Below are 14,662 nucleotides of genomic sequence, written 5' to 3'. Positions count from 1 at the left end.
ACTGTTTAATTTTCAAAGACCTTTTTTTCTGCCACCCTCATTCGGCGACTTAACTACTATATCATACTTCGCTATATTATGTCAACACTTTTTTTAATTTCTTTTTCTTCTGTGTCGAACTTTCTTCTATCCCGTCGCCCCTTCGGTAGCGGCGACTTTTACTACTATATCAAATTTATTGTTGACTGTCAATAGTTTTTTAAAATATTTTACCAAGAATTATTTTCATTAATTTCAACCTGTTTGCTGCCTTTACTTTCAATTTTTTTAGAGACGACTTGTACTACAATAGCAAAACCCTTGCATTATATCAACATTATTTGTTTTGATACTATGTTATTGTTTTTTTAAGAGAGTCTATCTATGTAATTCTGCAACACAGCTCCCTCATCAGGATTACACTTAAACACTTTAGCTTCTTCATTTTGAAAGTTTTTTAAATGAACTGTAAAAAGATTATCTTTTTTGTCTACCTCATATAATATACACCTATATCCTTCATCATATAGGTCTTTAAAGTTTTTAATAATAGGAGAATCAAAATCTCCGTACATAAAATCAAGTCCCTTCTCTTTTTATTATTATAATAAACTTATAAATAGAATCACCAATTTCTTTAACTTTATTCACTTATATTCATTGCTTATTAAATTTTTATTATAAGAATCTTTAGATTTTCTAAAAAATAAAATTCTTCTTAAATACTTACTTTATTATTTAAGAAGAATTTTATTTTTTACTTATAAGACTCTTTCTCCATAGTTGCCAAAACCTTCATAAACAAATTAAAGGTCTTTCTTCTTTCTTCTTCTTCCAATACATACTTTTCTCTTTTTGTATAGGAGTTTTTATTTCTTATCTTGTCTATCCTTTTTCTTTTTATATATTCATTGATATCAATGATTGTGTTTTTATCCAAAATAACCACTTCTCCTAATGATATTTTGATTAAAGCTTTTTATTTTTTAATAGTATTTTTTATGCTAATATATTCCTTTTTCTAATACTATTATTTTCTATTTAATTTTTCAAACTCCTTCTTTTCTGTATGTATTTTTAAGAATTTTTTATCTTGAAGTTTACTTCTCTTCTAAGAGAACTTCCCCTTCATCATCTATGACCTTTTCAACTGTTGCTATTGAGGCTATTACTGACTCTAGTTCATCTACTACACTTATTTCTTCTCCAAACTCCATATCAGCTATCTTTAATAAATCTCCTGGTTTAAAGTAAGAAATATCAAACTCTACTTTTTTAGGAATATTTCCTGCAGAACACTCGATCTCTATTTCTTTTAGCTGTTGTTGCACTACAACGCCACTTTTTTCTACTAGCTTTTTACCTTTTAAAACAATAGGTATCGAGATATGAATTCTTTCATCTGGATTTACTTGTTGAAAGTCTAAGTGCATAATTTTTCTTGTTAGAGGATCTCTTTGAATATCTTTAATGTATCCTGTATAAGCTTGACCACCTATATTTATTTCTATAAAAGAATTTTCTCCTCCATGTCTTACAAAAGCCTCTAATTCTTTCTGATTTACTTCTATAGGCAAAGTATTCATGTTTTTACCGTAAATTACTGCTGGTATATAGCCGGATTCTCTTAAGCGATGGTTAGAGTTTGTACCTATATTATTTCTAATGTTACTTTGAATAGAACTTATCAAAGTTAAAACCTCCTCTTTGTTCTGTTATTTTCCATTATCTCCAACCATATCTATATTTATGCAAAGAAGTGATTCAACCACCGTCGAATCACTTCTTTGCATAAATAACTTATTTAAAGAAAACTTTCTCCTGTTTCCTCCTCGGTTTCTTGTACCTTAGAAGCATAAACAATTGTTGCTATTACACTACTCATATCATTCAATATTTCTATATTTTCATTTGTTGCTATGTTTAGATCTGCTACCGTTAAACTGTCCTTTTCTCTTATTTTTGTTGCATCTAATTCTATCTTATCTGGAATGTATTTAGGGTAGGTTTGAATTTCTACTTCGCTCAATTGACTTTGCAAGATTTCAGAAGAAGACTCTACTTTTTCTTTATTCAAAATATAAATAGGCATAGACAATTTAATTTTCTCATTTTCATCTAAAGTCTGTAAATCTGCATGAAGTAAGTTGCTTTTTATTGTATTTTTTTGAATTTCTTTTATGATAGCATAGGTTTTTTCTCCATCAAAATCTAGTGTGATTTTTGTACCTATACCATAATGAGATAGGAGCTTTTCCATTTCCTTTGCGTTAAGATAAATTAGCTTTGTTCCTTGACCTTTACAATATACTACTCCAGGAATGGTGCCCTTTTTTCTATCCTTTGACACTTTATTTTTTCCAGTAGCTTCTCTTGCACTTACCTTTAACATTGGTGTACTCATCTTCTATTCTCCCCTTTCAAAATAATAACATTTAAACTTACCTTATTACTATTAAAACAGAAATTTTAGAATATTTCAAACATTTTAGCGATATTTTTAATATTTCTTCTTTTTTCTTTTTAGAAAAAAAGCCTTTAAAGCTTTACCTTAAGTTTTCATTTAAAGCCTTTCTTAAGATAAAATTCCCTTAAAGTAGTCTTTAGGGAATTTTATTTTTTTAACTTACTTTCTAACCTACAGAGTTTAGTATTCTATTTACTACTTCCTTCAGCTTTTTTTCTCCAACATTTTCATCTATAGCTACAAAAATAGACTCTACCTCTTTTAATCCTTCATCGTAATGATAAGAGTATCCGTAGCAAATAAATCCCTCAGGAATGACATCTTCAATAAAAACTATATTTTCATCTGCCAATGCCATTAATTCTTCTACAATTTCTTCTGGACTTAGGTCTTCTGCCATTTCTTCTAAGTTTAGTTGTTCTTTTAAGCCCTCTTCTTCTTGTATAATTTTATATATTAAAGTGTCCTCTCTTTTAGAACCTTTACTTAAATCTTTTACTTCCTTAAACTCAAATTCCTTGATAATTTCCTTTAAAATATCTTCACTGTTTACAATTTTATCTCCAGCAACTACATAACTCATATATTCCTCTCCTTTGTTAATCAAGATATTTACTATATTGTTCCAACCTATTTTTTTTATATTCTACTTCGCAGTTACTACTTCCTGCTGACTTTTTATCATTTAACTTAACTATCATTAGCGTTAACTTAAACCATAATTTGTCATCCTGAGCGGAGCAAAGCGAAGTCGAAGGATCTTAGTATTAGAAAAGTTCTTCGTTATTCCAAGATCCTTCGCTACCCTCAGGATGACAGTTCGAGAGAATTTTAGTAATAATTGTGTTAAGTTAATGACTATGACTTAACTATTAATCGCTGCTACAACAGAGGTAATAGGGATTGTCATAATTAGACCAATACTTCCGCATAGAGACCTTATGATTTCTGAAGCGATATACTGAGAATTAATAATATCAGTAAAATTCATATCACTAAAAATGAAAATCAATAAAAGAGGTAGCGATGTTCCTACATAAGCAAGAATTAATGTATTTGTCATAGTAGCCATAATGTCTCTTCCTACCGACAACCCTGAAAAAAATAAAGTTCTCATTCTTATTTTAGGGGTTTTGCTTTTTATTTCATAAATAATAGAAGTAATTGTCATACTAACGTCCATCACTGCCCCCAGTGCACCAATAATTATTCCACTATATAATAGACCCCTATAATCAATTGAATAAGAAGAGTAGGCAACAAGCATCTCTAACATTTCATCTGATATTCCTGTAAGATATATTTTATTCCCAAAGTATATTGCTAAAATAGCCGATGTGATTGTTCCCCCTATCGTTCCCATAATAGCACTTAAACTTTTACGGGTAAATCCGCTAATAAGAATAAAACTAGTAATAACAATAATAAAACTTACAATAATACTAGATAAAATAAAGTTGTGTCCCTTTAGTATCAATGGAATAAAAATATAAATAATACAAAAAGCTGTAATTAATAGTGCAATGAAGGATCTTACTCCTTTAAACCCTCCAAATAAAATTAATAGTGCAACAAATAAAAAAAACACTACTTTTAAGTGATAATCTCTCACAACATCGATAAACCCTACTGCCACTAACTCATTATTTCTAGTATGTACTGTTAAAAAAATCTTCATATCTTTATGTAAAGGTATATTATATTTAGAACCTTCTACTAGTGGATGTTTGAATTGCACTAAATAACCTTTAAGTGGTCCCTCTAATAATCTAGCCTCCACTATTTGTACTTGAAGTTGATGGTCTTGTATAACATCTTCCCGTACAACAATTGCTCTTACTTTTTCATAGTCTTCCTTATGAAACTCTTCGTTGGCAAAGGAAAAAAAAGAAAAATTAATAAATATAAAGACAATTAATATAAAGAACCTATTTTTTTTAATCACCATTTCTTGTCCCCCTAATGTAGGTTTTTAGGTTGTTTCAAAAAATATTTATAAGTTATATATATTAATCAATATAAAGATATATTATAAAAAAATCTTTTTATATAAATTGTAGTAAATATGTTGCATACGCTATATCACACTAAGTCGTAAAAATTTTATTGTAACTTATACATAGATAATTGGCTATAAAGCTTAATAAAATGCAGGTCGTATGTCGTATACAAAGTATTCATAAGTATAAAAAAAGAAGTAGCTTTTGCTACTTCTTTTATATTTACTCCACTGTATATGGTAGTAATGCCATATGTCTAGCTCTTTTAATAGCTATTGTTAAATCTCTTTGATGAATTGCACAGTTTCCAGAGATTCTTCTAGGCAATATTTTGCCTCTTTCAGTAATGTATTTTTTAAGTTTTTGTATCTCTTTGTACTCTATACGATTATTTTTATCTGCACAAAAAGCACAAATCTTTTTCTTACTTTTACGCTTTCTTCTGTTATTAACCATTCTACTCCCTCCTTCTTTTTAGAATGGAACGCCATCTTCTTCATCAATAGCTTGAAAATCATCTAAATCTATATCTACACTTCCAAACTCATCTGTTCTATCAGATGAACTGTTATTATTCGTCTTGTTTTCTTTATTTCCCCATTCCAAAAACTCTACTTGGTTTGCTACAACTTCTGTAACATACTTTTTCTCACCAGCTTGGTTTTCATAAGATCTAGATTGGAGTCTACCTTCAATCCCTACTAATCTTCCTTTAGCTAAGTAATTTGCACAGTTTTCCGCAGTTTTTCCCCATACTACTATGTTAAAAAAATCTGCTTCGTTTGTTTTTGAAAAAGGTCTATTCACTGCAATACTAAAGGTGGCTACAGCTTTTCCGCTTGCAGTAAAACGTAATTCTGGGTCTCTTGCAAGGCGTCCAATTAAAACAACACTATTCATATTTACACCACCAGTTTTGTTATTATTCTTCTATTCTAATAATCATATGACGAATTACTTCATCAGCGATTTTTAGATTTCTATCAAGTTCCTTTGGAACATCAGGATTCGTAGCAAAGTTTACTAAAACATAGTATCCTTCTTTTACTTTATCGATTTCATAGGCTAATTTTCTTAATCCCCACTCATCAATATTTTCAACTTCACCATCAGTTTCAACAATTCCTTTGAACTTGTCTAATAGCTGAGTTCTTTTTTCTTCCTCTGTATTTGGTGCAAAAATACAAAGTAACTCATATTTATTCATAATTTCACCTCCCTCTGGACTTTAGCGGCCCTGTTTTTACAGGGCAGAGAAATGACTTTTCTCATCACATTATGCTATTATATCACTTTGCTATATTATTTGCAAATATTTTTTTGTATTATAGAGAATTCTATTCGTAAATCCATTGGCGTTAACTTAAATCATAATTTGTCATCCCGAGTGGAGCAAAGCAGAGTCGAAGGATGACAGTTCAAGAGGATTTTGGTAATAATTGTATTAAATTAACTCCTATGATTTGTAAACTAGGCAATATAAATATTTTTTATATTTTTTCTAATTTATTGTATATCTTTTTACTTTGGTGGCAATCCTATTAGTAGATAGCCCCCACAATACAACATTTTATTCATCCCAATCTCCCCCTTACAATAGAAGCGAGTGGTTTACAAAACCACTCGCGACTTTTTTGTGTTTATTTTAATCTACTTTACTTATAATTTTCTTAATTCTTCTCTCCAGATTTGATCTAGGTATCCATAGCTGTCTCTCACAACCCGTACACTTAATTCTAAAGTCTGCTCCTGTTCTTACAATTTCAAAATTGTTACTGCCACAGGGATGTTGTTTTTTTAGTTCAACTAGATCTCCTACTTTTAAATCCATAGGCATATCCTCAACACCTACCTTTCTCTTTATCTTTATGGTGTTTTATTTATAACAACCCTTCTAGGATAAGGAATCTCTATACCATGCTTATCAAAAGCTTGCTTAAAAGTTTTTCGCATCAATCTCTCTGTAGCCCACTGTTCCATAGGCACAGTTTTAGCAATCACTGATATAACTACCTCTGAATCACCTAAATCTGTTACTCCCAATACTGTAGGTCCTTCTATGATGTTAGAGTTTTCATTTTTTAAAGTTTCGCTAGCTTCATTTAATATTTTTATAGCATGATCTATATCTTCTTCATAAGCAATAGACATATTTACCCATGCCCTCATTTTTCCAGTGCTTTTATTTGTTACTTTTTTAATCTCTCCATTGGGGACGATGTGTAAATCTCCATTAAAATCTCGTATTTTTGTAACCCTTAGGGCCATCTCCTCTATAATTCCTCCAATACCATCTACATCTACATAATCTCCTACAGAAAACTGATCTTCAAATAAAATAAAGAAGCCTGTGATTATATCACGAACTAAATTCTGAGCACCAAAACCAAAAGCTAAGCCTCCAATCCCGGCAGTAGCAATTAATGCTCCAACCTCTACGCCAAAGGATTTTATGATAGAGGTAAAAGCTATAAAATAAATGATATACTTCACCATACTCTTTATTAAACCCTTCAGCGTTTCCATACGAGCAGCATCAACTTTAAGCTTTAGATTTTTTTGAGATTGAAAAAACTTATTTACAATAGAATGTATTATTTTTATACTTATTTTAGCTATTATTAAAGTAAATATAATATTTAAAAAAAGTCCTAAAAATTTTGTAAGCTGTTCTGGGTTTCTTAAGAACTCAAAGGTTTCTCTTAAAGAGGTTTCAATACGATGAACAAGTAAAAACATTTTTAACTCTCCTTAGTTAATTTCCGTTACTTTTTTTTCCTTAGCTGTCTTTTTAATTTCATAAATACCTTTTATTTTAATATTGCTTTCTTCTATGTCTTTTTTTATATGACCTAGATTTTCATTAAACATAATAGATAAACCACAGTTAGCGGTAATCTCCCTAGGGGTAGGTATTGTATCAAACTGATAGTTTTTTTGTTTTAAAAGTTTTTCTGCTGCTATGGCGTAATGGGTTGATTCAAATACAATTACATACATTTCCTGAATCTTCATTTTGTCCTCCCTGCTACAGTTTCAGTGTATTTTTAGCACCATTAAGTTTCTCAACAATTGTATACATATTGCTAATCCCACCAACTACTAATTTGTTTTTTATTTTAAAGTAGTCTAAGCAGGTACCACAGGATAGTATTTCTACACCGTTAGCCTCTAGCTTTCTTAGGTGTTCTATTACTTCAGAACCTTCTACTACTAGGTTAACACCACTATTTAGAAATAAAATGGCCTTAGGCAGCGGGGTTACCTCTGTTAGTGTATAAATATAGCCTTTCATTAACAACTTTCCTAACTCTTCACAGCCTTCTCCTAAACGATCCTTAGAAATTAGTATTACTAAGTCTTTTTTAGCATTTATATCGCATTGTATGTCCATAGAAGTAGTTTGATGAAGATGATGATCCTTAAAAATATCTATATAATAAGTACCTTGATTTTCTTGAATGTCTACCTTTAAATCTAAGCTTTTTGCTAATTTTGATATATTTTCCTTTGCTACTTCATTATCAACAATAGTAGTAATCTTACCGGTATCAATGGACTCTAAAGCCTTTTTTGTATTAATGACTGGCAGCGGACAGTTCATACCCCTTGCATCTACTTCTTTAAACATTTTCATTCCTCCAAATATATTTTATTAGAACAGACATAACCTTCAATACCTAATTAGTATCTATTTAAGTATATCAGTTGAAATATTTGTCTTCAATCTATTGTACCCAACCTATTATTTAATTTTTCTATTAGTAGCCAAGAAATTATTAAAAAATATTATAAAAAAACATGAGATTTAGTCTCATGTTTTATATTTAAATTTTAAGCTGTGCACCTCTCTTCGACATACCGTCATAGGCGTTACTCAAGCAGTTAACTCAAGTTAGGCTACCCCACGGCACACGAAAGGGATCACTTACCGTTGCTTCCTTCCGGACCTGGCGGGGTTCATGACTTTCCGTTGCGTAGGACCCAACTATCATCATCACTTACCTAAGCCAGCCCTACAACCAATATACCTCTAAGAGGACTTCAACCCTGCTATAGCGGATTGCAGGTTACAGGACACCGCTACCTTCCCGTCTAGCACAGCAAACTTATAAACTTTTTAATGGCGGAGAGAGCGGGACTCGAACCCGCGGGGCCTTTCGGCCTTACACGCTTTCCAGGCGTGCCCCTTAGCCAACTCGGACACCTCTCCATTTATTTTATTTATTTTTTTCTTAAGGTTTTAAAAAATGTCTTCATTATACTAGAACATTCTTCTTTTAGTACTCCTATTACTACTTCTGATTGGTGATTAAAAGCTTTATTATCTAAAAGATTTACTATAGATCCGCAAGCTCCTGCTTTAGGGTCCATCGCTCCAATGACAACTCTGTCAATTCTGCTTTGCAATATAGCACCTGCACACATGGGACAGGGTTCTATTGTAACATAAATCGTACTCTCTGTCAACCTCCACCCTCCAGCTTTTTTACAAGCCTCTTTGATGGCAATTATTTCTGCATGGGCAATAGATTCTTTTAGCGTTTCTCTCAAATTGTAGCCTGTGGCAATCACTTCACCTTTTCTTACAACAACAGCACCAATAGGTACTTCCCCTTTGTCGTAGGCTTTCTTAGCTTCTTCAAGAGCTAGTCTCATATAATACTCATCCACTTGCTTTTGCCTCCACCTCTTTAATACAAGTGAATTAGTCTTGCAAACTCACTGTACTATTATAGCTTATTCTATAAAGTTTGTCTACACTTCATCTGATTTTCCCTACTATTAAAGTATTCCATTTTTGCCTTTTATTATTACTTCCTTCTATAACCACTATATTCAATGTCTTCTTCTATATAGGCATGTGGCTGTAGACCTACTAGTCCTTTTACTCTATAGCAACAAAATAAAAACAAAGTCTTACAAATGATATTTACCAGACTTTGTTTTTATTTAAATGGTGTTCCCGACTGGAATCGAACCAGCGGCCTACTGCTTAGGAGGCAGTTGCTCTATCCTACTGAGCTACGGAAACATGTATTATTTAATATATAATTTTGATCGAATGCCGGCCAATTGACCAGCATTTGATCAAGAAATATTGTTGAAAACTATTTTAAAAGCTATTATAAATCTTTATACTCTTTTAGTATGACTGCTTTAAGCAATAAACTTGCTTTATTAAGTCACAGATGTAAGAGTATAGTTCTTACACAAAACATAGTTTAGCATATAATTTTAAAAAAATCAATGGAAGCGAAAGAAAAACTTTCTCTCCATTATTTTGATATCTTATTGATGTTTCCCATATAACCTCTTAACGCTTCTGGTATAATTACACTTCCATCTTGCTGCTGGAAATTTTCTAAAATTGCTGCTAAGGTTCTTCCAACTGCTAAACCAGACCCATTTAAAGTATGGACAAATTCTACTTTTTTATTCTCTTTTGTTCTATAACGAACATTTGCTCTTCTTGCTTGAAAGTCTTCAAAGTTACTACAGGAAGAAATCTCTACATATCTTCCATAACTAGGCATCCAAACTTCGATATCGTACTTAAAGGCAGCTGTAAAACCTAAGTCTCCTGTGCAAATTTTTACCACTCTATAAGGTATTCCTAATAATTGCAGCACTTTCTCTGCATTTTTTGTTAATTTTTCTAATTCTTCATAGGACTCTTCAGGTTTTGTAAACTTTACTAACTCTACTTTATTAAACTGATGTTGTCTGATGAGACCTCTTGTATCTCTACCAGCAGCCCCTGCCTCAGAACGAAAACAAGGTGTATAGGCTACATAGTATACTGGTAATTCCTCCTCATTTAAAATTTCATCTCTATGAATATTCGTAACTGGAACTTCTGCTGTAGGAATTAAAAAGAAATCTTTTTGTGGTATCTTAAAAACATCCTCTTCAAACTTTGGCAATTGTCCAGTTCCTGTCATGCTATCTCTATTTACCATAAAAGGAGGCATAACTTCTGTGTAACCGTGTTCTGCTGTATGCAAATCTAACATAAAGTTAATCAATGCTCTTTCTAATCTTGCTCCTAAACCCTTGTACAAAGTAAATCTAGAGCCTGTAATCTTAGAAGCTGTTTCAAAGTCCAATATGTCTAAATTTCCTCCAATATCCCAATGAGCTTTGATTTCAAAGTCAAAATTTTTAATTTCTCCCCATTGCCTTACCTCTATATTATCATCATCTGTATCCCCTTGAGGCACATCAGGATGAGGTACATTCGGAATTCTTAAAAGCAAGTAAGTAATTTTGTCCTCTACTTCCTTTACTTCGTTATCCATTTCTTTGATACTATTGGATAATTCCTTCATTTCGTTCATAATTTCTGTAGTATCTTTACCTTCTTTTTTAAGCCTCGGTACTTCCTTAGAAACAGTTTTTTGGCGATTTTTCATTTGTTCTACTTGCTGTAAAATTTCTCTTCTCTTTTCATCCAACTTCACTACTTCATCTAAGTCAAAATCTTTTTCCCCTCTTCTACCCATAGCTGTCTTTATATTATCTAAATCCGTTCTTATTCTTTTAATATCTAACATAATTTTCCTCCTCCGTATAATTAAAAAAGCCCCATCCCGATAAAGGGACGGAAGCTCTATTTCCGTGTTGCCACCCTAGTTAATTAATATACATTAATTCACTCTACTGCTTTTTAACGGTTGCAAACCGATGTTACCTACTACTTTATTTCAGTACATGGCTCCAAGAGGGATTCAACAGTTGACTTTATCGATTCTCACCTACCACCGACTCTCTAAAAAAGCTACCTGCTTACTATTTCTTTTCTTTGCCTTGATTTTTATTCATATTTTGAAATTAGTTTACCATAGATTTTCCTTATTTTCAATATTTTTTATCTTATATTAGCTTATTATTAGTAAATTAAAAAATTCTATTCCTTTTATTGTGGTCTTCTATGTATAAAAGTTTATCATTAGCGTCAATAATTTAGATATAATATCATAGGCACTAACTTAGTACACTTATTACCAAATTTCTTTCGAACTGTCATCCTGAGCATAGCGAAGGATCTTGGAATAACGAAGAGTTCTGCTAATACTAAGATCCTTCGACTACGCTTTGCTCCGCTCAGGATGACAAACTATGGTTTAAGTTAATAGCTCTGAATATACTATACTTTATAGGGGGAACTTTTTATGGAAAAAGTAAGTGAAGTAGATTTAATAGGACAAATAAGTGATATGAAAAATATTGACTATAGAAATACTTTGGCTATTGCTACTTTGGTTGAATTACTGGTGGAAAAAAATATTATTACACGACAGGAATTTGCTCGAAAAGCACAGCTGTTAGATCATATGTCTTTAGAAGAACTGAAGCAATTAAGAACTCGTTTTTAAAGGAAACAAAAAATGAGTTCTTATTTAAAATAAACGCACCCTTCCTATAAGGAGGGGTGCATTTTATTTTAATTACTATTCTCAGTATTCATTTGTTTTAAAATTTCTTCTAGCTCTTTAATATACCTTCCATACTCAGCCCAGTTTCCTTCTTGAGAAGAGCGATTAGCATTTTCAAATGCTCTATTAGCCCTTTGGATAAGACTTTGTACATCAGTATCATCTCTTGGAGTTTGTGGCGTTTCTGATGGTGTCTCTGCTGGTACTTCTGATGGCGTAGTTGCTCCAAATATCTTTTCTAAAGCAAGTTCTAAGGTTTTTTCCATAACAATTTGATCTCTATAGGCTACAATAACCTTTTTCACCTCTGGAAGACTGTTTTGGCTAGAAGCCCTTATATAAAGAGGTTCCACATAAAGTAAAGACTCTTCTATAGGGATGACCAAAAGGTTTCCTCTAATCACGGAAGACCCTCCTTCTCCCCATAAGGTTAGATTTTGAGATATTTGTGAGTCTCCATCAATCCTATTTTCTATTTGCATAGGTCCGTAGATATTTTGATCCTTTGGTAATCGATAAAGAATAAGTTCTCCATAGTTCTCTCCATCATTTCTAGCTTTTAATATAGCTGTCATATTTGGCATTCTATTAGGAGTATAAGGAACCGATAGAACAAATTCTTCCTTTTCTTTTCCCGGCAATTTCATGATCATATACTGAGATTCTACATTTTGTTGTCCCCCCGCATACTTTTCTTGTGCTATATTCCAAACATCTTCTTCTGTATAGAAGATGGAGGGGTTGGTGACATGGTAAAGTTCATACACCTCTGCCTGAATATCAAATAATACTTGAGGATAACGAATATGGCTTTTTAGGCCTTCTGGCATTTCTTCAAAGTCTTTAAATAACTGTGGGAAAATATTTCTATAGGTTCTAATAACAGGATCATCGTTGTCGGAAATATAATAGTTTGTGTCCCCATTATAAGCATCAATTACTACCTTTACAGAATTTCTAATATAATTATTTCTTCCTGCCATATAAGGTGTGGCGTAGGGATAATTATTTGTAATGGTATAACCATCTATGATCCAATAAAGTCTTCCTTCGCTTATTACAATATAAGGATCTTCATCATAGTGAATAAAGGGAGCTATTTTATTTACTCTATCTAAAATATTTCTATCTCTTATAATTCTACTTTCTGATGTAATGCTGTTGGAAATCAGTATTTTTAGACTTCTTTCATGCAGAGTGTATAACAATCTATTGAGACCACCTAAAGAAATTCCAGCAGTTCCTTCATACATTGTCTCTGCATTTGCATCTCCTCCTAGTGGATAGTCAAACTCTTTTTCCTTTGTATTTATAATAATATATTCATTTGTTAGTTCTCCAAAGTAAATTTCTGGTCTTTCTATGTCGATATCTATACTGCTTACAGGAGGTATATTTCTAATCAAAAGTTCTGGCTGTCCCTCAGTAGTAACAGCATTTACAGGAGATAATGCTATACCATAACCATGGGTATATTTTAAGTGCTGATTTATCCATGTTCTTGCGTTCTCACTTAACCTGCTTTGGTCCAGTTCTCTAGGTGCTAAGAAAACCTGCTTATACTCTCCATTAATCATATATCGATCAATATCTACATCTAAAAAGCGATAATAGGGTCTTATGGCTTGTAGTTGATTATAGGATTCTATAGTAGGTCTGTAGTCATTGATTCTTATATTTTCAATGGTTTCTTGATTGTTTTTCAAATCTTCTAATGTTAAATTATTTTTTACATTAAACTCTCTAACAGTAACATCCTGAAGACCATAGGCTTTTCTTGTATATTCTATATTATTTCGTATATAAGGAGTTTCTTTTGCTATAACATTAGGTTCTACCACCAATTTTTCTACACCTAATGCTACTACATTCCCTAAAATAGTGACAACAATTAAAGCAGCAGGCACCAACAGTGCTTTTTTCCACGATCTTTTAAAATAACCAAAAACCAATGCTGCTGCTGATAATAAAGAAATCACCATCTGTACTCTATACAAAATCAAACTAACATGAATATCCGTATACCCTGCCCCATAAACAGCCCCTGTCGAAGAATACAATAAGTTATAGGCTGCTAGATAATGATTTGCTGCTAAAATCATAAAGAACACAACACCAATCAAGGTCAGTTGTTTGATTCCCAAATCCGTAAAATTTTTCAAAACACTTTTGTTCCATTTGATTTCTTCTTCTGAATCATAATAGGTAGGCTTTTTTATAAAAAGCATAAGAGCATAGAAAGCAAAGGTGACAAAAACCAAAGCTACCAATAGCCCTATAAAAGTGCTTAACAACTGCTGTATTACTGGTAATTTAAATATATAAAAAGAAACATCTTTATTAAATATAGGATCCACTATATCAAATCCCTCTGCATGAAAATACATCAAAAGACGTATCCATAACTTACCAGCTATTGAAGTAGCGGTAATAAAACCTAATAACACTGACGGAATTACTATAATCTGATTTACTGTTTTTTCACTTATACCTACTTCGTAAGCCTGTGTTTTTTTGTAATAACCCTTCTTTAAGATGATTAAATAAACATAATAAAAAAGCGTAGAAATAAGAAATATAGGAATACCTAGCTGAAACTGTGTTTTAAGTTTTGTTAAAAAGACTTCGTTATAACCTAGTTCACTAAACCATTGATAATCTGCAATAAAGTTGATTATTTCGTTGAAAAATCCAGCAAAAATAAAAATAGCTCCAATAATTGAAACCATCAAGATTTTCTTACTTTTTTTCAAAAATTCCCCCTCCTTCTCAAAAAA

Annotated in this window: 17 protein-coding genes, 2 tRNA genes, 1 other RNA gene and 1 other annotated feature; of the genes, 1 reads left to right on the top strand and 19 read right to left on the bottom strand. The window is 31.8% G+C overall.

From position 1 onward, the window contains the following. Positions 1 to 347: 347 nt before the first annotated feature. The 18 genes from CACET_RS00185 to serS all read right to left on the bottom strand — a co-directional run bounded on the left by CACET_RS00185 (position 348) and on the right by serS (position 11,003). On the bottom strand, positions 348 to 554 hold the full coding sequence (locus CACET_RS00185) for a hypothetical protein (protein ID WP_044826342.1): 207 nt from the start codon (positions 552 to 554) through the stop codon (positions 348 to 350). Positions 555 to 736: 182 nt separating this feature from the next. Continuing rightward, on the bottom strand, positions 737 to 919 hold the full coding sequence (locus tag CACET_RS00180) for a hypothetical protein (RefSeq protein WP_044826341.1): 183 nt from the start codon (positions 917 to 919) through the stop codon (positions 737 to 739). Positions 920 to 1,079: 160 nt separating this feature from the next. Next, entirely contained in the window at positions 1,080 to 1,670 is a 591-nt protein-coding gene (locus CACET_RS00175; protein WP_044826340.1) for a 50S ribosomal protein L25, read from the bottom strand. Between the two features lie 113 nt (positions 1,671 to 1,783). Continuing rightward, positions 1,784 to 2,383 (bottom strand): 50S ribosomal protein L25, encoded by a 600-nt coding sequence (locus tag CACET_RS00170; RefSeq protein WP_044826339.1) that lies wholly within the window; start codon positions 2,381 to 2,383, stop codon positions 1,784 to 1,786. A gap of 229 nt (positions 2,384 to 2,612) precedes the next feature. After that, positions 2,613 to 3,029: a hypothetical protein gene (locus tag CACET_RS00165; protein WP_044826338.1), complete on the bottom strand. Its 417-nt coding sequence runs from the start codon at positions 3,027 to 3,029 to the stop codon at positions 2,613 to 2,615. A gap of 282 nt (positions 3,030 to 3,311) precedes the next feature. Continuing rightward, entirely contained in the window at positions 3,312 to 4,394 is a 1,083-nt protein-coding gene (locus tag CACET_RS00160) for a YibE/F family protein (RefSeq protein WP_044826337.1), read from the bottom strand. Between the two features lie 274 nt (positions 4,395 to 4,668). Continuing rightward, complete coding sequence (gene rpsR / locus CACET_RS00155) at positions 4,669 to 4,902, bottom strand: 30S ribosomal protein S18 (RefSeq protein WP_044826336.1); 234 nt, start codon at positions 4,900 to 4,902, stop codon at positions 4,669 to 4,671. Between the two features lie 18 nt (positions 4,903 to 4,920). After that, positions 4,921 to 5,346, bottom strand: a complete 426-nt coding sequence (locus CACET_RS00150) for a single-stranded DNA-binding protein (RefSeq protein ID WP_044826335.1) — start codon at positions 5,344 to 5,346, stop codon at positions 4,921 to 4,923. A 22-nt stretch (positions 5,347 to 5,368) separates the two neighbouring features. Beyond that, positions 5,369 to 5,653, bottom strand: a complete 285-nt coding sequence (rpsF, locus tag CACET_RS00145; protein ID WP_044826334.1) for a 30S ribosomal protein S6 — start codon at positions 5,651 to 5,653, stop codon at positions 5,369 to 5,371. Positions 5,654 to 6,091: 438 nt separating this feature from the next. After that, complete coding sequence (locus CACET_RS00140) at positions 6,092 to 6,283, bottom strand: DUF951 domain-containing protein (protein WP_044826333.1); 192 nt, start codon at positions 6,281 to 6,283, stop codon at positions 6,092 to 6,094. Positions 6,284 to 6,312: 29 nt separating this feature from the next. Next, positions 6,313 to 7,185: a mechanosensitive ion channel family protein gene (locus tag CACET_RS00135; protein WP_082058316.1), complete on the bottom strand. Its 873-nt coding sequence runs from the start codon at positions 7,183 to 7,185 to the stop codon at positions 6,313 to 6,315. Positions 7,186 to 7,197: 12 nt separating this feature from the next. Then, positions 7,198 to 7,461 (bottom strand): putative Se/S carrier protein, encoded by a 264-nt coding sequence (locus tag CACET_RS00130; RefSeq protein WP_052661578.1) that lies wholly within the window; start codon positions 7,459 to 7,461, stop codon positions 7,198 to 7,200. Positions 7,462 to 7,474: 13 nt separating this feature from the next. Then, positions 7,475 to 8,077: a sulfurtransferase-like selenium metabolism protein YedF gene (yedF, locus tag CACET_RS00125; RefSeq protein WP_044826332.1), complete on the bottom strand. Its 603-nt coding sequence runs from the start codon at positions 8,075 to 8,077 to the stop codon at positions 7,475 to 7,477. Positions 8,078 to 8,285: 208 nt separating this feature from the next. After that, positions 8,286 to 8,550, bottom strand: an RNA gene (ffs, locus tag CACET_RS19705) — signal recognition particle sRNA large type. 20 nt (positions 8,551 to 8,570) lie between these two features. Continuing rightward, positions 8,571 to 8,659 (bottom strand) — tRNA-Ser (locus tag CACET_RS00120). Between the two features lie 11 nt (positions 8,660 to 8,670). Further along, entirely contained in the window at positions 8,671 to 9,120 is a 450-nt protein-coding gene (tadA, locus tag CACET_RS00115) for a tRNA adenosine(34) deaminase TadA (protein WP_207641972.1), read from the bottom strand. A 284-nt stretch (positions 9,121 to 9,404) separates the two neighbouring features. After that, positions 9,405 to 9,481: transfer RNA gene (locus CACET_RS00110), tRNA-Arg, on the bottom strand. 244 nt (positions 9,482 to 9,725) lie between these two features. Continuing rightward, positions 9,726 to 11,003 (bottom strand): serine--tRNA ligase, encoded by a 1,278-nt coding sequence (gene serS / locus CACET_RS00105; protein ID WP_044826331.1) that lies wholly within the window; start codon positions 11,001 to 11,003, stop codon positions 9,726 to 9,728. Between the two features lie 40 nt (positions 11,004 to 11,043). Then, positions 11,044 to 11,261 (bottom strand) — a binding site (T-box leader). Positions 11,262 to 11,621: 360 nt separating this feature from the next. On the opposite strand from serS, the gene CACET_RS00100 reads away from it, so the two are divergent. After that, positions 11,622 to 11,825 (top strand): hypothetical protein, encoded by a 204-nt coding sequence (locus tag CACET_RS00100; RefSeq protein WP_044826330.1) that lies wholly within the window; start codon positions 11,622 to 11,624, stop codon positions 11,823 to 11,825. Between the two features lie 68 nt (positions 11,826 to 11,893). On the opposite strand, the gene CACET_RS00095 is transcribed toward CACET_RS00100, so the two are convergent. Next, the gene (locus CACET_RS00095; protein ID WP_242846965.1) at positions 11,894 to 14,638 is read right to left on the bottom strand and encodes a UPF0182 family membrane protein; all 2,745 of its coding nucleotides are present in this window, start codon (positions 14,636 to 14,638) and stop codon (positions 11,894 to 11,896) included. Positions 14,639 to 14,662: the final 24 nt, after the last annotated feature.

The organism is Clostridium aceticum (assembly GCF_001042715.1).
GTDB classification, from domain to species: Bacteria; Bacillota; Clostridia; order Peptostreptococcales; family Natronincolaceae; genus Andreesenella; species Andreesenella acetica.
The sequence above is the reverse complement of the archived record's forward strand: the minus strand, read 5'-3'. Positions and strand labels throughout refer to the sequence as shown.